This is a genomic window from Magnetospirillum sp. UT-4, from assembly GCF_902729435.1.
Lineage (GTDB): Bacteria > Pseudomonadota > Alphaproteobacteria > Rhodospirillales > Magnetospirillaceae > Magnetospirillum.
On sequence record NZ_CACVCG010000054.1, the window covers coordinates 1 to 21,168 of the forward strand.

The following is a 21,168-nucleotide window of genomic DNA, read 5'->3' on the forward strand; positions in this document are numbered from 1 at the left end:
TGAGGCCCGTGGCACGGCGTTCGTGGCCCGCCTCGTCCTTCGAGACGAGCGCTCAGGCGCTCTCCTCAGGGTGAGGCTACGGATGGGGGGTGACATAAGGCCTTCGTACCGACCTTGGTCAGCCCTGGCCCCCCTCCACGCGGGCAGCCATATCATTCCCTATGCGAAAGCCGTCCCGTTCCGTCGCCGTCTGGCTGTTCGCCATTGCCGCCATGGTGGCGGCGATGGTGGCGCTGGGCGGGCTGACGCGGCTGACCGGGTCGGGGTTGTCCATGGTGGAATGGCAGCCCCACCACCTGCTGCCGCCGCTGACCGAGGCCGAGTGGCGCGAGGCCTTCGCCGCCTACCGCACCAGCCCGCAATACCGTCTGGTCAATGCCGGCATGGATCTGGCCGGCTTCCAGGGCATCTTCTGGCTGGAATATCTGCATCGCCTGTGGGGCCGTCTGATGGGTTTCGCCTTCGCCCTGCCGCTGGCGCTGTTCGTGGCGCTGGGCCTGGTGCGCGGACGGCTGCTGCGGCGCCTGCTGCTGCTGCTGGCTCTGGGGGCGACGCAGGGGCTGCTGGGCTGGTTGATGGTGGCGAGCGGGCTGGTCGACCGGCCGCAGGTGAGCCATTTCCGCCTCGCCGCCCATCTGCTGCTGGCCCTGGGCCTGCTGGCGGCGCTGCTGTGGACCGCCCTTGATCTGGTCGCCGGCCCCCCGGCGGCCGGAGCCCGCCTGCGCCGCGCGCTGGCGGCGGTGCTCGGCCTGGCCTTCGCCACCATGGCCTGGGGAGCGATGGTGGCCGGGCTCGGCGCTGGCCTGGTCAATCCCACCTTCCCGCTGATGGATGGCGGCCTGTTCCCGCTGGGCGGGCTGGTCCTTGAACCGCCCCTGCTCAACGCCGTCGCCACTCCGGCGGCGGTGCAGTACGTGCACCGGGTGCTGGCCCTCACCCTGGTCGCCTGCCTCACCCTGCTCGCCTTGTGGAGCGGCAGTGCACGGGTGCGGGCGGCCGCCGCCCTGGCCTGGGCTCAGGCCGGCCTGGGCATCGCCACCCTGCTGGGCGGCGTGCCCGTCGCCCTGGCCGCGCTGCATCAGATGGGGGCGGTGGCGCTGCTGGCTCTGCTAGTATGGGCGCTCCACAGCGTCAGGACCGGATAGATGCGCCTCGCCTTGGCGGCCGTTCTCGCCTTTTTCGCCTTTCCCGCCTTCGCCTTCGAGCTGTCGGGCCGCTTTGAGCAGGGCGGCATCGCCCTCGGGCGGGCCGCCCCGGGCAGCGCGGTGCGCCTGGACGGCCGCGCGGTGCCGGTGGATTCCATGGGCCGCTTCCTGCTCGGCTTCGGCCAGGAGGCGGCGGCGGTGGCGGTGCTGGAGGTGGACGGCGAGCGGCGCGAGCTGGCGGTGGCGCCGCGCGACTGGCCGGTGCAGCGCATCGACGGCCTGCCCCCGGCCAAGGTCACCCCCGATCCGGCGGCGCTGGTCCGCATCAAGGCGGAAGCCGCCCTGATCGCCGAGCGCCGCGCCGCAATCAGCCCCGAATCCCGTTTCCTCGGCGGTCTGGTGGCGCCGGCCGACGGCCCGGTCTCCGGCGTGTTCGGCAGCCGGCGCATCCTCAACGGCGAGCCGCGCGCCCCCCATTCCGGCACCGACATCGCCGCCCCCGTCGGCGCCCCGGTGCGCAGCGTCGGCGACGGTGTGGTGACCCTGGCCCATCCCGACATGGTCTTCACCGGCCTGACGGTGATGGTCGATCACGGCCTGGGGCTGCAGACCGTCTACGCCCACCTGTCGCGCGCCGAGGTGAGCGAAGGCCAGCGCGTGGCGGCCGGCCAGGTCATCGGCGCCGTCGGCGCCTCGGGCCGCGCCACCGGTCCGCACCTGCACTGGGGCGCCAGCTGGCTGGACGTGCGCCTGGACCCGGAAACGGTGATGGCGGTGCTGGCTAAAAAATAACGAAAGAAAGGCAGTGCACCACAAAGACACAAAGGTGACGAAGGACCATGAAGAGATATTTAGCTCTTCGTGACCTTTGTGTCTTTGTGGTGAAAATCAGCCCGCTAATAGCCCACGGAAAAACTTCCATTTTTCTTCCGTCATTCCCGCGCAGGCGGGAATCCATGCTTCAGCACACGACATAATGCGGTCAGACCGTCATATTGCCCCAACATGGGCCCCCGCCTTCGCGGGGGTGACGGAACAGAGGGTTGCAAGCAGTGTCTGCGGCCCGCTAGGCCATTTTCTTCAGCTGCCACAGCGCCACCGCGATGGCGACGGGGGCGAGCCAGGCCAGCGGCAGCGCGGTGAGGTCGGCGCGGGTCTGGACCTTCAGCACGATGGCGAACAAGGCCAGGGCCACCGCCGTCAGGGCCAGGGTGCCGAAGGCGGTCTTGCCCTTGGGGTAGCCGGCCTTCAGCAGGACCACCGGGGTGCCGACCAGGGCCAGCAGGAAGGCCACCGGCAAGGCGAGGAAGTTGATCTCGTCGAATCCCACGGTCGTTCTACTCCGCGGCCTTGGGCAGGTAGACCGAGATGTCCACCTCGTCGATCTGCGAGGGCTTGAGATACTTCTCGGCATAATCCTTCCACACGCCCGAACGCAGGAACAGCAGCCACAGTTCGGGGTCGATGTGGGCGTCCTTGACCATGAACGACATGATCTTGAGGGATTCCGACAGGGTCTTGGGCTTCTTGTAGGGGCGGTCGGCGGCGGTCAGCGCCTCGAAGATGTCGGCGATGGCCATCATCCGGGCCGGCAGGCTCATGTCGTCGCGCTTCAGGCCCTTGGGATAGCCGGTGCCGTCCATCTTCTCGTGGTGGCCGCCGGCCCATTCCGGCACCCGGGCCAGGTTCTTGGGGAAGGGCAGGGCCTTCAGCATCAGGATGGTCTGGGTGATGTGCTCGTTGATCTTGAAGCGGTCCTCGGCGGTCAGGGTGCCGCGGCCGATGGCCAGGTTGTACATCTCGCCCAGATTGTACTTCTGGGCGCAGGGCCGCATGCTGAAGCCCTCCTCGTCGTAGCGGGAGAGGTCGAAGGCCACTTCGTGCGGGACGACGTGCCAGGCCTTGTCGGACAGCAGCTTTTCGACCACCGGCGGCTTGGGCTCGTCGCCGGTGCGCCGCCGCATCTCGTCCAGGGACAGCCCCAGGGTGTCGTCCAGGGTGCGCACCCAGGTGGTCTCGGCGATGGTCTTCAGACGCTCGACCCGCTCGGGGGCCATGAACTCGCCGCCGACGTTGCACTCGGCGACGAAGGCGAAGTCGTCGTCGAGCCTGGTCAGGCGCTCCTCCATGCGGGTCTTCAGCGTTTCCTCGGGCTCGTCGCCGGCGACCACGCCCTCCAGGTACTCGATCACCGCGTCGCGCTTCAGCACCTCGAAGCGCATGCGCACCTCGTGGATGCGGTTGTAGATGGTCTCGAGCTTGGTCGCCTTGTCGACGATGTATTCGGGCGTCGTCACCTTGCCGCAATCGTGCAGGCCGGCGGCGACCTCCAGCTCGTACCACTCGTCCTCGGTGAGGTCGAAATCGGCGTAGGGTCCCTCGGCCTGCTCGCAGGCCGCCTTGGCCAGCATGAAGGTGAGCTCCGGGACACGGTTGCAGTGGCCGCCGGTATAGGGGCTCTTGGCGTCGATCGATCCGGCGATGACCTGGATGAAGCTCTTGAACAGGTGCTTCTGGGCCTCGATCAGGCGCTGGTTGTCCAGCGCCACCGCGGCCTGGCTGGTCAGGGCCTCGATCAGCGGGGTGATGTCGTTGCCGAAGGCGACCACGTTGTTCTTGCGGTCGCGGGCGTTGATCAGCTGCAGGACGCCGATCACCTCGTTCTCGTAGTTCTTCAACGGCACCGTCAGGAACGATTTCGAGCGGTAGCCGGTCTTGGCGTCGAAGGCCTTGGTGCCGGAGAAGTCGAACTTGTCCACGTCGTAGGCGTCGGCGATGTTCACCGTGCTGCCCGACAGGGCGCAGTAGCTCGACACGTTCTTGTGGTTGGGATTGCCCTGCTCGTCGTGGAGCTTCAGCGGCGGGAACGGAATGGCCTTGCCGGTGGTTCCACCCATGGCGACGTCCAGGGTGTCGTTCAGCATGATCTCGAACCGGAGACCATCCTTGTTCTCGGTGACCAGATAGAGGGTGCCGCCATCGGCGTTGGCCATGGACTTGGCGCCCAGCAGGATCTTCTCCATCAGCCGGTTGTGGTTGCGCTCGGCGGACAGGGCGATGCCCAGTTCGATGAGCGTGCGGTAACGCTGCTCCTGTGACGCGGCGGCCATGTGCGCGGTTCCCTCGGTCCGACCCCCTGATGTGCGTTTCAGCCTAGCGCCAAAACGACCGCGCTCCAAGCCTCAGTGTGGCGTAGGGTTGACGCCCGATGCCGCTTGGGCTTCCCTGGGGGCAATGACGGAGGACGCCGTGGCCTATTCTTCCCTGCGCGAGTTCATGCAACGGCTTGAGGCCGCCGGCCGGCTGGTGCGCGTGCCTGCGCCGGTGTCGCCGCACCTGGAGATGACCGAAATCCAGACCCGCCTGCTGGCCGAGCGGGGACCGGCGGTGCTGTTCGAGGATGTGCGCAAGTCGGACGGCTCGAAATACCCCATGCCGGTGCTGGTCAACCTGTTCGGCACCGTCGAGCGGGTGGCCTGGGGCATGGGCCGCGAGCCCGGGCAGCTGCGCGAGGTCGGCGAGACCCTGGCCTTCCTCAAGCAGCCCGAGCCGCCCGGCGGCCTGCGCGAGGCCATGGGCATGCTGCCGCTGGTCAGGACCGTGATGGCCATGAAGCCGAAGACCGTCGGCTCCGCCCCGTGCCAGCAGGTGATCTACCAGGGTGACGACGTCGATCTCTCCATGCTGCCGATCCAGGGCTGCTGGCCGGGCGAGCCGGCGCCGCTGATCACCTGGCCGCTGGTGGTGACGCAAGGACCCAATCCCGACGGCGACAAGCGCGACGCCTTCAACCTGGGCATCTACCGCATGCAGGTGACGGGCCGGAACACCACCCTGATGCGCTGGCTGAAGCACCGCGGCGGCGCCCAGCAGTTCCGCCGCTGGGTGGCCGAGGGCAGGGGGCCGATGCCGGCGGCGGTGGTCATCGGCGCCGATCCCGCCACCATCATCGCGGCGGTGACGCCGGTGCCCGAGACCCTGTCGGAATACCAGTTCGCCGGCCTGCTGCGCGGCGCCAAGGTGGAGCTGGCCGAGTGCCGGACGGTGCCGCTGAAGGTGCCGGCCGAGGCCGAGATCGTGCTCGAGGGCCACGTCATGCCCGACGAGACCGGACCGGAAGGCCCCTACGGCGACCACACCGGCTATTACAACAACGTCGAGGACTTCCCGGTCTTCCGCGTGTCGGCCGTCACCATGCGCCGCGACCCGGTCTACCTCTCCACCTTCACTGGCCGCCCGCCGGACGAGCCATCGGTGCTGGGCGAGGCGCTGAACGAGGTGTTCATCCCGCTGCTGACCCAGCAATTCCCCGAGATCGTCGATTTCTGGCTGCCGCCCGAGGGCTGTTCCTACCGCATCGCGGTGGTGAGCATCAAAAAGAGCTATCCCGGCCACGCCAAGCGGGTGATGTTCGGCATCTGGAGCTTCCTCAAGCAGTTCATGTACACCAAGTTCGTCATCGTGGTGGACGACGACATCGACTGCCGCGACTGGAAGGACGTCATGTGGGCCATCTCCACCCGCATGGACCCGGCCCGCGACATCACCGTGGTCGAGGGCACCCCCATCGACTACCTGGACTTCGCCAGCCCGGAAAGCGGCCTGGGCGGCAAACTCGGCCTGGACGCCACCAACAAGTGGCCGCCCGAGACCAAGCGGGAGTGGGGCACCAAGATCCGCATGGCCGACGACATGGTCGAGCAGGTGACGCGGCGCTGGTCCGAATACGGCCTGCCCGGCGCCGGCCGGCCGATCTGGAAGTGACCATGTCCGAAGGCCCCAAGCTGCTCCTGACCATCCTGTTCTGCCTGAGCCTGTGCGCAATACTGGCGGTCACGGTGCAGTATCTCGCCGGCTGAAACCTCCTTGTCGTCTTGGCCGGACAGGCATAGCCTGTTCGGGTCAATTCCATGACGGAAGCAAAGGGGGGACGTCATGTTCGAGGCCGCCGAACTGGGCCGCAAGGTCAGCCGCGATGATTTCGACGCCATGGCGATGACGCTGCGGACGGAACTGCTGGATCTGCAGCAGCGTCTGCGCTCCGCCGACTTTCCCGTCATCATCGTGTTCGCCGGGGTCGACGGGGCCGGCAAGAACGAGACCGTCAATCTGCTGAACGAATGGATGGACCCGCGCTGGATCGACACCCGCGCCTATGGCCGACCGTCAGAGGAGGAGCGCGAGCGCCCCGGATATTGGCGGTATTGGCGCGACCTGCCGGCCAAGGGCAAGATCGGCCTGTTCCTGTCGTCGTGGTACCATCCGCCGCTGGTCGACCGGGTCTATGGCCGCATCTCGGTGGCCGAGATGGACGAGCAACTGGAACGGGTGGTCCGCTTCGAGAAGACCTTGGCCGACGAAGGCGCGCTGATCCTCAAGTTCTGGATGCACCTGTCGGAGAAGGCGCAGAAGAAGCGCCTGAAGAAGCTCGAGGAAGACCCGCTCACCGCGTGGCAGGTGACCGAAACCGACTGGAAGCACTGGAAGCTCTACAACAAGTTCGCCGGCGCCGCCGAGCGCCTCATCATGCACACCTCGAAAAGCCACGCCATGTGGCACATCGTCGAGGGCGCCGACGCCCGCTACCGCTACACCGTGGTGCTGAACACGGTGAAGGAGGCCATCCTGCGCCACCTGGAGGCGCGCGAGGTGGCCAAGAAGGTGGCGGCGGAGATGAAGAAGCCGGGCAAGGCCAAGGCGGCCAAGCCGAAGCCGCTGACCGGCCAGCCCTCGATCCTGTCCTCGCTGGACATGACCCAGACGCTGGAGGGGGCCGACTACAACCGACGCCTGCAGGAGCAGCGCGGCCGTCTGGCCCAGCTGCATCACCGCGCCAAGGAGGCCGGGGTCTCCACCGTGCTGATGTTCGAGGGCTGGGACGCCGCCGGCAAGGGCGGCACCATCCGCCGCCTGACCAACGCCATCAACGCGCGCGACTATCAGGTCATCCCCATCGCCGCCCCCACCGAGGAGGAGCGGGCCCAGCACTACATGTGGCGGTTCTGGCGCCATCTGTCGCGGGCCGGCCGCGTCACCATCTTCGACCGCTCGTGGTACGGCCGGGTGCTGGTGGAACGGGTCGAGGGCTTCTGCTCCGAGGAAGCCTGGCGCCGCGCCTACGGCGAGATCAACGATTTCGAGGAGCAGATCGTCGAGGCCGGCCACGTGCTGTGCAAGTTCTGGCTGCACATCACCTCGGAGGAGCAGCTGGCCCGCTTCACCCAGCGCGGCGAGATCGAATACAAGAAGTGGAAGCTGACCGACGAGGACTGGCGCAACCGCGAGAAGTGGGACGTCTACGAATCGGCGGTCAACGACATGGTCGAGCAGACCTCGACCCGCATCGCCCCGTGGACCCTGGTCGAAGCCAATTCCAAGCCGTTCGCCCGCGTCAAGGTGCTGACCACGGTGTGCGATGCGCTCGAGGCGGCACTGAAGCGGAAGAAGGGCTGATCCCGGGTCTTACCCTATGGTTGAGTTGCCCGCCGGGTTCTCCAGCACTTTTCGGTGTGGCATCGTCATAGTCCGCTAGTTGAGCACATGCCAAGATGTCCCCCACGGGCAATGCCGGGGGAGGACTAGGGCGTGTTCCGTTCAAACGGAACATGCCCGCGGCCCAAGGGGCCGCGGCCAAGGGCGCGGAACGCGCCCGCCCGGCGAGGGCTAAACAATCAGACCATGTTCCGTTTGAACGGAACATGGTCTAGGCATGAGGATTCCGGCGCCGCGGGCCTCGGACGCCATCGCCACCATCGCCGAGACCATCCGCACGATTAATTCCACCTCGTCGGCATCCGCCACGCCGGCAGGGAAGCCGCCTGATCCTTTGTTCGCGCCAGCGCCTGCGCTATAACAGGCGCCGCGCGGACGTGGCGAAACCGGTAGACGCAGCGGACTTAAAATCCGTTTTCCTCGGAAGTGGGGGTTCGAGTCCCCCCGTCCGCACCATCTACAGATTCAGTGCGCCGGTGCCTGGTTCTCCTCCTGCTGCTGCGCCTGCTGCGGCGGCGGATGGTCCATGGTGCTGTCGACCGTGACGATACCGGCGCCCACGATGATGGCCAGAATGGGAATCCACAGGAACATGGCATCCTCCGTTTCGCTTGCCTGTGGTGCAAGTGGAGACATCCGCCCGATCCACCCTGCCGCCGACGCGGTAGGACGCCGCATGCGCGGTCGCGCCGTGCGAGTTCGCGCCGCGCGATTTGGCGGTTGTGGGGGACGCTAATGCAGTTCGGCCCGGATCTTCTGCCGCAGCACGTCGATGGCGACGTAGTCGTCGCCCTGCTTGAGGTGCCAGAAGGTCCAGCCGTTGCAGGCGGGGGCGTTCTGCACCAGGGCGCCGACCTTGTGGATCGAGCCCCGGTGGTCGGCGCTGATCAGGGTACCGTCGGCGCGCACCTTGGCCGTCCACTTGTCCTTCTTGTCGCCGTACAGCACCGTTCCCGGCTCCAGCAGGCCGCGCTCGACCACCGTGCCGAAGGGGATGCGGGGCTCGGATCGCTTGGACGGGGTGGCGAGCAGGGAAAGCTCGGACACCGGGCGGACCTTGGCGATGCGCTCCCTGGCGGCGGCGAGGTAGCCGGGGTCGCGCTCGATGCCGATGAAGTGGCGCCTCAGCTTCTTCGCCACGGCGCCGGTGGTGCCGGTGCCGAAGAACGGGTCCAGCACCACGTCGCCCGGCTTGGTGGTGGCCATCAGCACCCGGTAGAGCAGCATCTCGGGCTTCTGGGTGGGATGCACCTTGGCGCCCTCGGCCTTCAGCCGCTCGGACCCGGTGCACAGCGGGATCGACCAGTCCGACCGCATCTGCAAATCGTCGTTCAGCGCCTTCATGGCGTCGTAGTTGAAGGTGTAGCGGCTTTCCGCCGACTTGGCGCACCAGATCAAGGTCTCGTGGGCGTTGGTGAAGCGGGTGCCGCGGAAGTTGGGCATCGGGTTGGTCTTGCGCCACACGATGTCGTTGAGCATCCAGTAGCCCAGGTCCTGCAGGATGGCGCCGACCCGGAAGATGTTGTGGTAGCTGCCGATCACCCACAAGGCGCCGTCGTCCTTCAGCGCGCGGCGGGCGGCGGCCAGCCAGCGGCGGGTGAATTCGTCGTAATCGGCGAAGCTGCCGAATCGGTCCCAATCGTCGTCGACGCCGTCGACCCGGCTGTTGTTGGGGCGCAGCAGCTCGCCCCCCAGTTGCAGGTTGTAGGGCGGGTCGGCGAAGACCAGGTCCACCGATTTCGGCGGCAGGGCCTCCAGGCGGGCGATGCAGTCGCCCTCAAGAATGGTGTCGAGCGGCAGGGACATGGGGAGCCAATTTGAGTCAAATGCGAGAGTCCGTCAAGAAGTACCTGTAATAAAGGGATTCTTAACCAACCGCCACCGAAGCGCATGCCCCACAGGGAGGATTGAGCCCCCACCCGCAGGCGCCCAAATGGCGGGCCGGAGCAGTGCACCGCAGCAACAGCCCGGAGAAACCGCCATGCCCATCGGACCCCGCGCAAACACCACCTTCTGGCAGGACTGGGTCAATCTGGCCCTTGGCCTCTGGCTGTTCGTTTCGCCCTGGGTGCTGGGCTATACCGGCCTCGCCGGGGCCGCCACCAATTCCTGGATCCTGGGCATCGCGGTCGCCGCGGTGGCCACCGCGGCGCTGATCAGCTACGCCCAGTGGGAGGAATGGCTGAACGCCGTGTTCGGGCTGTGGCTGCTGGTGTCGCCGTGGGTGATCGGCTTCGTCGGCACCGGCGAGGCCTCGGTGGCGCCGCTGTGGAACCACGTGCTGGTCGGGGTGGCGGTGGCCGTCCTGGCGCTGTGGGACGGGCTGGCGCACGCCAGCGCAGAGCGGGCGCCAATTTAGCAGGCTGCGGTAAGACTCTGCTTGCCCTCCTCTACTCCGTCACCCCCGCGACGGCGGGGGTCCATGCTGGGGCAATGCCGAGAACTGACCGCACCATATTGTGTGCCGAGGCATGGATTCCCGCCCTCGCGGGAATGACGGGATTAAATCGGGATTTTTTCCGCAGCCTGTTAGACAGGGCTACCCGATTACAGCCAGACGGCGGGCAGGTCGGTGTCGTCGTGGAAGATCTGGCTGCCGTTGGCGCGGATGACCTCGTTGCAGGCGGCGACCACGTCGGGGTCGTACTTGCTGCCGGAATGGTCGCGGATTTCGCGCATGGCCGCCTCGATGCCCAGCGAGGGGCGATAGGGGCGGTGGCTGCTGATGGCCTCGACCACGTCGGCCACCGCCAGGATGCGGGCCTCGATGATGATCTGGTCGCCGGTCAGCCCGTCGGGATAGCCGGTGCCGTTCAGGCGTTCGTGGTGCTGGCGGATCATGTCGGCGACCGGCCACGGGAACTCGATGCCGGCGACGATCTCGGCGCCGACCCGGGCGTGGGAGCGGACCACGTCGAAGGCGGCGGCGGTCAGCTTGCCGGGGCGTGAGAGGAATTCGGCCGGCACGTTGATCTTGCCCAGGTCGTGGATCAGCGCCCCGGTGTGCAGGCCTTCGACCACCGACTGCGCCAGGCCCATGTGCTCGCCGATGGCCACCGCCAGCTGGGCCACCCGCTTCTGGTGGCCGGCGGTATAGGGGTCGCGCATCTCGAGGGCCAGCGAAACGGTGCGCACGGTCTGCAGCAACACCCGCTTCAGCTGGTCGGCGGCGGCCTGACGTTCGCGCTCGATGGACTTGCGCTCGATGGAATAGGCGACGCTGCGGGCGATCAGGTGGCCGTCGCCGTGCCCCTTGACCAGATAGTCCTGGCAGCCGCGCTTGACCGCGGCCATGCCGACGTCCTCGCTGTCCAGACCGGTGAAGACGATGATCGGCAGATCCGGCGCGATGTCGCGCATGGCATCGATGGTGGGCAGGCCGCTGCTGTCGGGCAGCGAGAGATCCAGCAGCACCGCGTCGGCCGAGTGATCGGCCAGCCACGCCCGCGCCTCGGCCAGGCTGCCCCGGCACGACACCTCGAACGGTCCGGCATCGGCCAGTTGCAGTTGAACCAAGCGCGCGTCACCGGGATTGTCCTCGACAACCAGCAGGTGGATGGGTGGACCGGATGGATCTCGCATCTTCACATTTTCGCAACTTTGGAATTAATCCTCAAGTATGGTTTTCGGGATAGCCGCACAGCATACGCACATCCATCGCCCCGACCCGGGAAAATTCCAGGTGGCGCCCGGCTTAGGCGGCCGGCATGCTGAAACCGGTGGTCAGACCGGAGGCTTTGGAATGGGAGCGACGGCCCGCGCGCTGATGGGCGGCATGCTGGCCTGCGCCGTGTCGCTGGGCCTGGGCCGCTTCGCCTTCACCCCGCTGCTGCCGCTGATGCAGGCCGAGGCCGGCTTCGACACCCAGGCCGCCGGAGTGCTGGCCGCCGCCAACAATCTGGGCTACCTGATCGGCGCCGTGTGGGCGGGGTGGGTGCGCACCGACCTGGCCCGCCACCGGCTGCTGGCGCTGGGCCTGATGGTGCTGCTGGCGACCATGGCCGGCATGGCGGCGACCCCGTCCATGGCGGCGTGGAACGGGCTGCGGCTGGCGGCCGGCATCGCCTCGGCCTGGGTGTTCGTGCTGGCCTCGGCGCTGGTGGTGCCGCGGCTCGCCGAGCTGGGCCACGCCCGCCTGGCCGGGCTGCATTTCGGCGGCGTCGGGGCCGGCATCGTGGTCGCCGGCGGCCCCATCGCCTGGATCGGCGAGGCCGCCGGCTCGGGCGCCGGCTGGCTTGCCGCGACGGCCATCGCCGCCACCCTGGCGCTGCTGTCCTGGCCCGCTTTGCGCGACGCCCACCCCAAGCCCGGCACCGCCGCCGCGCCGCCGCCGGCGGTGGCCTATCCGTTGGGAATGCTGGCCGCCGCGTATTTCTGCGAAGGCCTGGGCTACATCGTCACCGGCACGTTCCTGGTGGCGGTGGTCAAGCAGAGTCCGACCATCGCCCATCTGGGCAACCTGTCCTGGGTGATGGTGGGCCTGGCGGCGGTGCCGTCGGCGCTGGCGTGGTCGTGGCTGGCCGAGCGCAAGGGCTATGTGCCGGCGCTGATCGCCGCCCATCTGGTCCAGGCGGCGGGCATGGCGCTGCCGGCTTTGTCGTCCCATCCCGCCGCGGTGCTGGCCGGGGCGGTGTGCTACGGCGCCACCTTCCTCGGCATCGTCGGCATGGCGCTGGCCCTGGGCCGCGCCATCACCCCGGCGGCACCGGCCCGGGCCATGGCGCTGCTGACCGCGGTATTCGGCATCGGCCAGATCATCGGCCCGCTGCTGGCGGCGGCGCTGGCCGATTGGGGCGGCTGGCCGGCGGCGCTGGGCATGGCGGCGGCGGTGGTGCTGGCCGGGGCGCCGCTGCTATGGCTGGGCGGAAGAATCGCCCGGTAATTTCTTGCCCTTGCCGATCCGCGGCTCCTCGCCCTTCAGCAGGCGGCGGATGTTGGCCTCGTGGCGGATGAAGCCGAGGGCGGCCAGGCCGGCGGCCATGGCGGCCGTCTCGGGACCGGCGAGGACCCAGGCGAAGGCCGGGGACAGCGCCAGGGCGGTCAGCGCCGACAGCGACGAGATGCGGAAGATTGCGGCCGTCACCAGCCAGGTCGCCACCGCCGCCAGGCCCACCGGCCAGGCGCAGGCGAACAGGGTGCCGAGCGTGGTCGCCACCCCCTTGCCGCCCTTGAACTTCAGCCAGACCGGGAAATTGTGTCCGAGCACGGCGGCCAGGCCGGCCACCAGCATGGCCTGCTCGCCGGCGAGGACCAGTGCCGACAACGCCGCCGCCGCCCCCTTGCCGCCATCCAGCAGCAGGGTCGCCAGGGCCAGGCCCTTGCGCCCGGTGCGCAGCACGTTGGTGGCGCCGATATTGCCCGAGCCGATGGCGCGGATGTCGCCCAGCCCGGCGGCGCGGGTCAGCACCAGGCCGAACGGAACCGAGCCCAGCAGATAGCCGCCGAGGGCGGCGAGGAGGAGGGCGGTCATGGCTTTACTCCCCTCCCCTCGATGGGGAGGGGCTGGGGGTGGGGTGGAGTCGCGAACGACCACGTCTGACGCGGTTCCCCCCCCACCCCGACCCTCCCCCGCAAGGGGGGAGGGGGATGACGGTGGGGTCAACCACGGTCATACACCGTGCGGCCATCGACCACGGTGCGCATCACCTGGCCCTGGACCGGGCGCTCGTCGAAGGGGGAGTTCTTGGACTTGGAGCGGAACTGGTCGGGCTTGACCTGCCAGCCGCGGGCCGGGTCGAACAGCACCAGGTCGGCGGCCTGCCCGACCTTGAGCCGTCCGGCGGCGAGGCCCAGGATGTCGGCCGGGGCGCAGGTGACCAGCTTCAGCGCCTCGAGCAGGCCGAGATGGGCGTTGTGGTGCAGCTCCAGCGTCACCGCCAGCAGGGTTTCCAGGCCGACGCCGCCGAATTCCGCCTGGGCGAAGGGCTGGCGCTTGGAATCGGCGTCCTGCGGCGCATGGTCCGAGGCGACCGCGTCGATGGTGCCGTCCACCAGCCCCCGCACCACCGCCTGGCGGTCGGCTTCGGTCCGCAGCGGCGGCGACAGCTTGGCGAAGGTGCGGTAGTCGCCCACCGCCAGCTCGTTGAGCGCGAAATAGGGCGGCGCCGTGTCGCAGCTGACCGGCAGGCCGCGGGCCTTGGCCTTGCGCACGATCTCGACGCCCTCGGCGGTGGAGACGTGGGCGGCGTGATAGCGCCCGCCGGTCATCTCGACCAGCCGCATGTCGCGCTCCAGCATGATCGCCTCGGCGGCCGGCGGGATGCCGGACAGGCCCATGCGGGTGGCCAGCTCGCCGGCGTTCATGGCGCCGCCCTCGGCCAGGCTGGGCTCCTCGGGGTGCTGCACGATCAGCGCGCCGAAGGTGGCGGCATAGGAGAGGGCGCGGCGCATCACCTGGGCATTGCGGATGGCCCTGGTGCCGTCGGTGAAGCCCAGCGCCCCGGCCTCGGCCAGGAAGCCCATCTCGGACAGCTCCTTGCCCTCCAGCTTCTTGGTGGCGGCGGCATAGGGATAGACCTTGGCCAGGCCGATCTTGCGGGCCCGGCGGGCGACGAACTCCACCGTCGCCACCTCGTCGATCACCGGATCGGTGTTGGGCAGGCAGACCATCGAGGTCACCCCGCCGGCCACCGCCGCCTCGCCGGCCGAGCGCAGGGTCTCCTTGTGCTCCTCGCCCGGCTCGCGCAGCTGCACCCGCATATCGACCAGGCCGGGGGCCAGGCACAGGCCGGCGCAATCGACCACCTCGATGCCGGCGGGCACGCCGCCGCGGAACAGGCCGGGGCCGACATCGGCGATCATCTCGCCGTTGGTCAGCAGCGCTCCCGCGCCGTCCAGGCCGGTGGCCGGATCGAGCAGGCGGGCGTTGACGTAGGCGACCAGGCCGGATTGGGCGCGGGGCGGCATCAGACCAGGCTCCCGTCGGAATTGGGCAGACTGCGGGTGAGCAGGTCGAGGCAGGCCATGCGCACCGCCACCCCCATCTCCACCTGCTCGCGGATGAGCGAGCGCTCGACGTCGTCGGCGACGTCGGAATCGATCTCGACGCCGCGGTTCATCGGGCCGGGATGCATGATCACCGCGTCGGGCTTGGCCATCGCCAGCTTCTCGCGGTCGAGGCCGAAGAAGTGGAAGTATTCGCGGATCGAGGGGATGAAGTTGCCCTTCATGCGTTCGTTCTGGATGCGCAGCATCATCACCACGTCCACATCGTCCAGGCCCCGGCGCATGTCGTGGAAGACCTCGACGCCCATGCGCTCGACCTGGGCCGGGATCAGGGTGCGCGGCCCGATCAGGCGGATTTCGGCGCCCATGGCGTTGAGCAGGTAGATGTTGGAACGCGCCACCCGGCTGTGCAGCACGTCGCCGCAGATGGCGACCTTCAGCCCCGACAGCCGGCCCTTGCGGCGGCGGATGGTCAGCGCGTCGAGCAGCGCCTGGGTGGGGTGCTCGTGGCTGCCGTCGCCGCCGTTGATGACGGCGCAGTTGACCTTCTCCGACAGCAGCTTGACCGCCCCCGAATCGGGGTGGCGCACCACCAGCACGTCCAGGTGCATGGCGTTCAGCGTCATGGCGGTGTCGATCAGGGTCTCGCCCTTGGTGACCGAACTGGCCGAGGTCTGCATGTTGATGACGTCGGCGCCCAGGCGCTTGCCGGCCAGTTCGAAACTGGTGCGGGTGCGGGTCGAGTTCTCGAAGAACAGGTTGACCACCGTGCGCCCGCGCAGCAGGTTCTTGCGCTTGTCGACGCCCCGGTTCTGGTCGACGTAGCCGTCGGCCAGGTCGAGGATGGTGCTGATCTCCTGCGGTCCCAGGCCCTGGATGCCGAGAAGATGGCGGTGCGGAAAGCGCGGGTCGGTCATGATGGCCGAACTATATGGCGACCCCGCCGCCCCCGCAAGCGGCCATGGGTGACTGGAAGGGGTGTCTTATACGAATCGACAGATGATTCCATTATGCCGAAATGGTATCTCTGTGCGTAGGGGAGCGGGGACCCGGACCAACGGTCAGAGGTCTGGCGGAAGCTGTTGGGGAGCTTCCGGGGATAGCGGGAAAAGGTCGTGCCTCCATCATTTGACAAAGTCCGCCTGGTCATCGCCGACCCCAGCCCGATGATCCGCACCGGCCTTCGCGCCGCGCTGTTTCCCATGGGGTTCCGGGCGATCACCGACACCGCCAGCTTCGTCAAGCTGCACGAGCTGATCGAGCAGGATTCGCTCGACCTGCTCATCGCGTCGACCCAGCTGGAGGGCAACGACGTCGGCTACCTGATCAGCGAGATGCGCAACCAGCGCCTGGGCGGCAATCCGTTCGTGGTGGTGATCTCGATGCTGGCCAGCGCCGACCCCGACTACGTCAGGCGCGCCATCAACGCCGGCAGCGACGACCTGCTGGTGACGCCGGTGGCGCCCGAGCAACTGATGCAGCGAATCGAGAAGCTGACCCGCATGCGCAAGCCGTTCGTGGTCACCCACGACTATACCGGCCCCGACCGCCGCTTGAAGGGACGCGCCGGCGATGGCCCGCCGGCCCCCATGCTGGAGCCGCCCAATCCGCTGAAGGTGCGCGCGGAATCCGGAATCGACGGCACCCGGCTGGATCGCCTGGTGCGCGAGGCCGGAACCGCCCTCAACCGCCTGAAGATCGAGCGCCACGCGGCGCAGCTGGACTGGCTGGTCAACCATGTCCACGCCAGCGTGCGCGACGGCGTGGTGACCAACCCGCAGGCGTTGATGCCCTACACCAACAAGCTGGTGGTGGTGGCCGAGGACATGACCAAGCGGATGAAGGCGACGCCGCTGGAGCCGCACCTGGCCACCGTGGCCGATCTGCTGGACATGGCGCGCCGCGTCGATCATTCCGTGGAATCGGTCGCCTTCGGCGAACTGGAGCGACTGGCGATGCTGGCCAAATCGGTGGTGCGGGTGGTCGGCAGCGCGCCCCCCGTGGCGCGGAGCGCCTGAGGAAGGCATTTCCCGGCCGCCGCCGTCTCCGGTCATAATACTTTCTCGCGCCCGTCTCCCTCGATCTTCCTATGATCCCGCCCGGGGAAAGCCGGGGCGGCGACAACACCGGCCAGCCATCGTCATCGTGGTCGAGGGAGGCCAGGAATGTTCGCGCGCCTGAGGAAGGACCAAATCGTCGCCCCGCCGGGCTTCAACCGCTGGCGGGTGCCGCCGGCATCGCTGGGCATCCACCTGTGCATCGGCTCGGTCTATGCCTGGAGCATCTTCAACCCGTCGCTGACCAAGGCGCTGGGCGTGGTCGGCAGCGCCGCCGACGACTGGTCGCTGTCGTCGGTGGTGTGGATCTTCTCGGTCGCCATCGCCTTCCTCGGCCTGTCGGCGGCCTTCGCCGGCAAGTGGCTGGAGGAGGTGGGGCCGCGCATGGTCGGCACCGTCGCCGCCCTGTGCTGGGGCGGCGGCTTCATGATCGGCGGGCTCGGCATCCTCATCCACCAGCTGTGGCTGCTGTATCTGGGCTACGGCGTGCTGGGCGGCTGCGGCCTGGGGCTGGGCTACGTGTCGCCGGTCAGCACCCTGATCCGCTGGTATCCCGACCGCCGCGGCATGGCCACCGGCATGGCCATCATGGGCTTCGGCGGCGGCGCGATGATCGGCGCCCCCTTGAAGGAATTCCTGCTGAAGTCGTTCTACCAGGCGCCCGAATATCTCGGCGGCGCGAGCGGCCTGAGGATCGTCACCGAGGCCGGCAAGCGCTTCGTCGAAATCGGCGGCGTGATGAAGGAGGTGGTGGTGATCTCGGCCAAGGAGGCCGCCGCCCTGCCGATCCCCGGCGCCGAGGGCGCCTATGTGGTCGGCACCGGCTCGACCGGCGCCGCCGAGACCTTCTTCCTGCTGGGAGCGGTCTATCTGGTGGTGATGCTGATCGCCGCCTTCTCGTTCCGCGTCCCCGCCGCCGGCTGGAGTCCCAAGGGCTGGACCCCGCCGGCCGAGGCGGGCCGGCAGGCGATGATCACCACCCGCCACGTCCATATCGACGAGGCGCTGAGGACCCCGCAATTCTATCTGCTGTGGGTGATCCTGTGCACCAACGTCACCGCCGGCATCGGCGTCATCGGCGTCGCCAAGACCATGATGGCCGAGATCTTCGGCAGCAGCCTGCCGGCCATCGTCAACGGCGGCTTCGCCGCCACCTACGTGCTGATGATCAGCGTGTTCAACATGACCGGCCGCTTCCTGTGGGCCAGCGCGTCCGACTACATCGGGCGCAAGAACACCTATTTCGTGTTCTTCGCCTTCGGCACCCTGCTGTACCTGTCGATCCCCTTCGCCGCCCAGCAGGTCAGCGCCCACCCGGCGGTGATGTGGCTGGTGATGTTCTACGGCGCCACCATGCTGATCTTCACCATGTACGGCGGCGGCTTCGCCACCATCCCCGCCTACCTGGCCGACATCTTCGGCACCAAATATGTCGGCGGCATCCATGGCCGCCTGCTGACCGCCTGGAGCATCGCCGGCGTGCTGGGGCCGCTGGCCATCACCAGCCTGCGCGAGGCGTCGCGCAATACCGCCCTGCACGATCTGGCGGCCAAGGTCGAGCCCGCCCGCTTCCAGGCGGCGTTCGGCACCGACGTGCTCAACCTCGATCAGCTCATCGCCGCCAATTCGGTGACCATCGGCAAGCTGATGGAGCTCGCCCCGGCGGGCACCGTCGATCCCACCCCCAGCCTCTACAACACCACCATGTACGCCATGGCCGGGCTGCTGCTGGTGGGTCTGACCGCCAACCTGCTGGTCGGCCCGGTGAAGGAGCGCCACTACATGAAGGAGGAGGCCGAGCCGGCGCTGGCGCGCTCGTAGCCGCCCGCCCTCAGCCCTTCGCCTGCTTCGCCTTGGCGGCGGCCGGCTTCTTCTTCGCCGGCGCCCGCTTCGGCTTGGCCTCGGCCTCGGGCTTGGCCTTGGCGGGGGCCTTGGCCTTGGGCGCCGCCGCCTTGCGCGGGGCCTTGGCCGGCTTGGCCGGCGAGCGGGCGGCCTTGGCGCGGATCAGCGCCACCGCCTCGTCCAGGGTGACGGTGTCGGGGCTGCCGCCCTTGGGCAGGGTGGCGTGCACGCCGTCCGAGGAGACATAGGGGCCGTAGCGCCCGGCATGGACGGTGACCGGCTTGCCGTCCAGCTCGCCCAGGGTCTTCAGCGGCCCCGCCGCCTTGCCCTTGCCGCCCTTGCCCTGGGCGATCAGCTCGACCGCCCGGTTCATGCCGATGGCCAGCACGTTGTCGCCGGGCGTCAGCGACTTGTAGACGCCGTCATGCAGCAGATAGGGGCCGAAGCGCCCGATTCCGGCGGCGATGGGCTTGCCGGTGTCGGGATGGCTGCCCAGTGTGCGCGGCAGTTCCAGCAGCTTCAGCGCGATCTCCAGGCTGAGTCCGGCGGGCTCCAGGCCCTTGTAGAGGGACACCCGCTTGGGCTTCTTGCCCTCGCCCTGCTGCACGTACCAGCCGTAGGGGCCCTTGCGCAGGGTGATCGGCTCCCGGGTGGCCGGATCGACGCCCAGCTCCTTGGGGCCTTCGCCGGCCTCGGCCGCCGCCTCGCCGTTCTCGCCGGCCACCGCCAGCGGCCGGGTGAAGCGGCATTCGGGATAGTTGGAACAGCCGATGAAGGCGCCGAACTTGCCCAGCTTCAGCGACAGCCGGCCGAAATTGCAGCCCGGGCACAGGCGCGGATCGCGCCCGGTGCCGTCCTCGGGAAAGAAGTGCGGCCCGAGGTCGCGGTCGAGCGCCTCGATGACGTTGGCGACGCGCAATTCCTTGGTGTCGTCCACCGCGGCCGAGAACTCGCGCCAGAATTCCTCCAGAACCTTGCGCCAGTCGATGCGCCCGCCGGAGATGTCGTCCAGCTGGTTCTCCAGGTCGGCGGTGAAGTTGTACTCCACGTAGCGCTTGAAGAAGCTTTCCAGGAAGGCGGTGACCAGGCGGCCGCGATCCTCGGGGATGAAGCGGCGCTGGTCGAGCTTGACGTAGTCGCGCTCCTGCAGCACCGACAGGATCGAGGCGTAGGTGGAGGGGCGGCCGATGCCCAGCTCTTCCATGCGCTTGACCAGGCTGGCCTCGGAATAGCGGGGCGGCGGCTGGGTGAAGTGCTGCTCGGGGCGCACCGCCTGGCGGGCCATGGGATCGTTCTCGGCGACGTCGGGCAGCAGCCGCTCGGAATCGTCATCCTCGCCGCCCGCCGCCGGGGCGTCGTCGCGGTCCTCGCGGTAGACCTTGAGGAAGCCGTCGAACACCACCACCGAGCCGGTGGCCCGCAGCGTGATGTCGCGCGCCGCGCTGGCCACGTCCACCGCCACCTGGTCCAGTTCGGCGGCGGCCATCTGCGAGGCCACGGTGCGCTTCCAGATCAGGTCGTAGAGGCGCAGCTGGTCGCGGTCGAGGGTGCGCGCCACCTGCTCGGGGCGGCGGAACATGTCGGTGGGGCGGATGCACTCGTGCGCTTCCTGGGCGTTCTTGGCCTTGGTCTTGTAGAGGCGGGGCGAGCCCGGCACGTAATCCTTGCCGTAGTCGCGGCCGATCAGGTCGCGGGCGCTGGCGATGGCCTCGGCCGCCATCTGCACGCCGTCGGTTCGCATGTAGGTGATGAGACCCACCGTCTCGCCGCCGATATCGACGCCCTCGTACAGGCGCTGGGCCAGCTGCATGGTGTGCTTGGCCGACATGTGGAGCTTGCGGCTGGCTTCCTGCTGCAGGGTCGAGGTGGTGAACGGGGCGTAGGGGTTGCGCCTGGCCTTCTTGCGCTCGACCGAGGCGACCGAGAACTTGGCCGCCTCGATGCGGGCCTTGGCCGACATGGCCGCGGCCTCGTCGGGCAGGGCGAACTTGTCCAGCTTCTTGCCGTCCAGCTGGGTCAGCGCGGCGGTGATCATCGCCCCCTTGGGGGTCAGGAAGTCGGCCTGCACCGACCAGTATTCCTGGGTGCGGAAACTCTCGATCTCGGTCTCGCGCTCGCAGATCAGGCGCAGCGCCACCGACTGCACCCGCCCGGCCGAACGCGAGCCGGGCAGCTTGCGCCACAGCACCGGCGACAGGGTGAAGCCGACCAGATAGTCCAGCGCGCGGCGCGCCAGATAGGCATCGACCAGGTCCTGGTGGATGTCGCGCGGATTGCGCATGGCGTCGAGCACGGCGGTCTTGGTGATCTCGTTGAAGACCACCCGCTTGACGTCCTTGCCCTTCAGCGCCCCCTTGGCTTCCAGCACCTGGCGGACGTGCCACGAGATGGCCTCGCCCTCGCGATCCGGGTCGGTGGCGAGGAACAGCTTGTCGGCCCCCTTCAGGGCGCCGACGATCTCGCGGATCTGCTTGTCCGACTTGGCGTCGGTCTCCCAGTCCATGGCGAAGCCGTCCTCGGGCCGGACGCTGCCGTCCTTGGCCGGCAGGTCGCGGATGTGGCCGTAGGACGCCAGCACATGGAAATCGCTTCCCAGGTACTTGTTGATGGTCTTGGCCTTGGCGGGCGATTCGACGACGACGACCTTCATACGGTCCTATCCGAGGAGACGGGGCGCGCGGAAACGG

The 21,168-nt window shown here is 68.5% G+C and carries 17 protein-coding genes and 1 tRNA gene; 9 read left to right on the forward strand and 9 right to left on the reverse strand.

Features of this window, described 5'->3' with window-relative positions:
- The first annotated feature begins 161 nt into the window (after positions 1-161).
- Positions 162-1,145 (forward strand): COX15/CtaA family protein, encoded by a 984-nt coding sequence (locus MTBUT4_RS08385; RefSeq protein WP_173979228.1) that lies wholly within the window; start codon positions 162-164, stop codon positions 1,143-1,145.
- Positions 1,146-1,937, forward strand: a complete 792-nt coding sequence (locus tag MTBUT4_RS08390) for a M23 family metallopeptidase (protein WP_173979229.1) — start codon at positions 1,146-1,148, stop codon at positions 1,935-1,937.
- A 274-nt stretch (positions 1,938-2,211) separates the two neighbouring features.
- Here MTBUT4_RS08390 and MTBUT4_RS08395 read toward each other — a convergent pair whose 3' ends face one another.
- Both MTBUT4_RS08395 and MTBUT4_RS08400 read right to left on the reverse strand, forming a co-directional pair.
- The gene (locus tag MTBUT4_RS08395) at positions 2,212-2,475 is read right to left on the reverse strand and encodes a hypothetical protein (RefSeq protein ID WP_173979230.1); all 264 of its coding nucleotides are present in this window, start codon (positions 2,473-2,475) and stop codon (positions 2,212-2,214) included.
- A 7-nt stretch (positions 2,476-2,482) separates the two neighbouring features.
- Positions 2,483-4,255, reverse strand: a complete 1,773-nt coding sequence (locus MTBUT4_RS08400) for an HD family phosphohydrolase (RefSeq protein ID WP_173979231.1) — start codon at positions 4,253-4,255, stop codon at positions 2,483-2,485.
- 139 nt (positions 4,256-4,394) lie between these two features.
- Between MTBUT4_RS08400 and MTBUT4_RS08405 the strand changes: the two genes are divergently transcribed.
- From MTBUT4_RS08405 to MTBUT4_RS08415, 3 genes are all read left to right on the forward strand, one after another.
- The gene (locus MTBUT4_RS08405) at positions 4,395-5,909 is read left to right on the forward strand and encodes a UbiD family decarboxylase (protein WP_173979232.1); all 1,515 of its coding nucleotides are present in this window, start codon (positions 4,395-4,397) and stop codon (positions 5,907-5,909) included.
- Positions 5,910-6,080: 171 nt separating this feature from the next.
- Entirely contained in the window at positions 6,081-7,598 is a 1,518-nt protein-coding gene (gene pap / locus MTBUT4_RS08410; RefSeq protein WP_173979233.1) for a polyphosphate:AMP phosphotransferase, read from the forward strand.
- A 410-nt stretch (positions 7,599-8,008) separates the two neighbouring features.
- A tRNA-Leu gene (locus MTBUT4_RS08415) sits at positions 8,009-8,093 on the forward strand.
- A 9-nt stretch (positions 8,094-8,102) separates the two neighbouring features.
- On the opposite strand, the gene MTBUT4_RS19695 is transcribed toward MTBUT4_RS08415, so the two are convergent.
- Complete coding sequence (locus tag MTBUT4_RS19695) at positions 8,103-8,231, reverse strand: hypothetical protein (protein ID WP_256367233.1); 129 nt, start codon at positions 8,229-8,231, stop codon at positions 8,103-8,105.
- A 138-nt stretch (positions 8,232-8,369) separates the two neighbouring features.
- A complete protein-coding gene (locus tag MTBUT4_RS08420) occupies positions 8,370-9,443 on the reverse strand; it encodes a site-specific DNA-methyltransferase (protein WP_173979234.1) in 1,074 nt (357 codons plus the stop codon).
- 175 nt (positions 9,444-9,618) lie between these two features.
- On the opposite strand from MTBUT4_RS08420, the gene MTBUT4_RS08425 reads away from it, so the two are divergent.
- The gene (locus tag MTBUT4_RS08425) at positions 9,619-9,996 is read left to right on the forward strand and encodes an SPW repeat protein (RefSeq protein WP_173979235.1); all 378 of its coding nucleotides are present in this window, start codon (positions 9,619-9,621) and stop codon (positions 9,994-9,996) included.
- A gap of 188 nt (positions 9,997-10,184) precedes the next feature.
- Here MTBUT4_RS08425 and MTBUT4_RS08430 read toward each other — a convergent pair whose 3' ends face one another.
- Complete coding sequence (locus MTBUT4_RS08430) at positions 10,185-11,219, reverse strand: HD domain-containing phosphohydrolase (RefSeq protein WP_173979236.1); 1,035 nt, start codon at positions 11,217-11,219, stop codon at positions 10,185-10,187.
- Between the two features lie 160 nt (positions 11,220-11,379).
- Between MTBUT4_RS08430 and MTBUT4_RS08435 the strand changes: the two genes are divergently transcribed.
- The gene (locus MTBUT4_RS08435; protein WP_173979237.1) at positions 11,380-12,519 is read left to right on the forward strand and encodes a YbfB/YjiJ family MFS transporter; all 1,140 of its coding nucleotides are present in this window, start codon (positions 11,380-11,382) and stop codon (positions 12,517-12,519) included.
- Here the strand turns inward: MTBUT4_RS08435 and plsY are convergent.
- The 3 genes from plsY to MTBUT4_RS08450 all read right to left on the reverse strand — a co-directional run bounded on the left by plsY (position 12,490) and on the right by MTBUT4_RS08450 (position 15,499).
- Positions 12,490-13,107 carry a glycerol-3-phosphate 1-O-acyltransferase PlsY gene (plsY, locus tag MTBUT4_RS08440; RefSeq protein WP_173979238.1) on the reverse strand — a complete coding sequence of 206 codons (618 nt, stop codon included), beginning with the start codon at positions 13,105-13,107 and terminating at the stop codon, positions 12,490-12,492. The genes MTBUT4_RS08435 and plsY overlap by 30 nt on opposite strands.
- A gap of 128 nt (positions 13,108-13,235) precedes the next feature.
- Positions 13,236-14,543, reverse strand: coding sequence for a dihydroorotase (pyrC, locus tag MTBUT4_RS08445; RefSeq protein ID WP_173979239.1), 1,308 nt, complete (start codon positions 14,541-14,543; stop codon positions 13,236-13,238).
- Positions 14,543-15,499: an aspartate carbamoyltransferase catalytic subunit gene (locus MTBUT4_RS08450; RefSeq protein ID WP_173979240.1), complete on the reverse strand. Its 957-nt coding sequence runs from the start codon at positions 15,497-15,499 to the stop codon at positions 14,543-14,545. The genes pyrC and MTBUT4_RS08450 overlap by 1 nt, the downstream gene beginning before the upstream one ends.
- 198 nt (positions 15,500-15,697) lie before the next feature.
- On the opposite strand from MTBUT4_RS08450, the gene MTBUT4_RS08455 reads away from it, so the two are divergent.
- Both MTBUT4_RS08455 and MTBUT4_RS08460 read left to right on the forward strand, forming a co-directional pair.
- On the forward strand, positions 15,698-16,600 hold the full coding sequence (locus MTBUT4_RS08455; RefSeq protein ID WP_173979241.1) for a response regulator: 903 nt from the start codon (positions 15,698-15,700) through the stop codon (positions 16,598-16,600).
- Positions 16,601-16,747: 147 nt separating this feature from the next.
- Positions 16,748-18,460: an OFA family MFS transporter gene (locus tag MTBUT4_RS08460; protein ID WP_173979242.1), complete on the forward strand. Its 1,713-nt coding sequence runs from the start codon at positions 16,748-16,750 to the stop codon at positions 18,458-18,460.
- A gap of 10 nt (positions 18,461-18,470) precedes the next feature.
- On the opposite strand, the gene topA is transcribed toward MTBUT4_RS08460, so the two are convergent.
- On the reverse strand, positions 18,471-21,131 hold the full coding sequence (topA, locus tag MTBUT4_RS08465; RefSeq protein ID WP_173979243.1) for a type I DNA topoisomerase: 2,661 nt from the start codon (positions 21,129-21,131) through the stop codon (positions 18,471-18,473).
- Between the last annotated feature and the right edge of the window lie 37 nt (positions 21,132-21,168).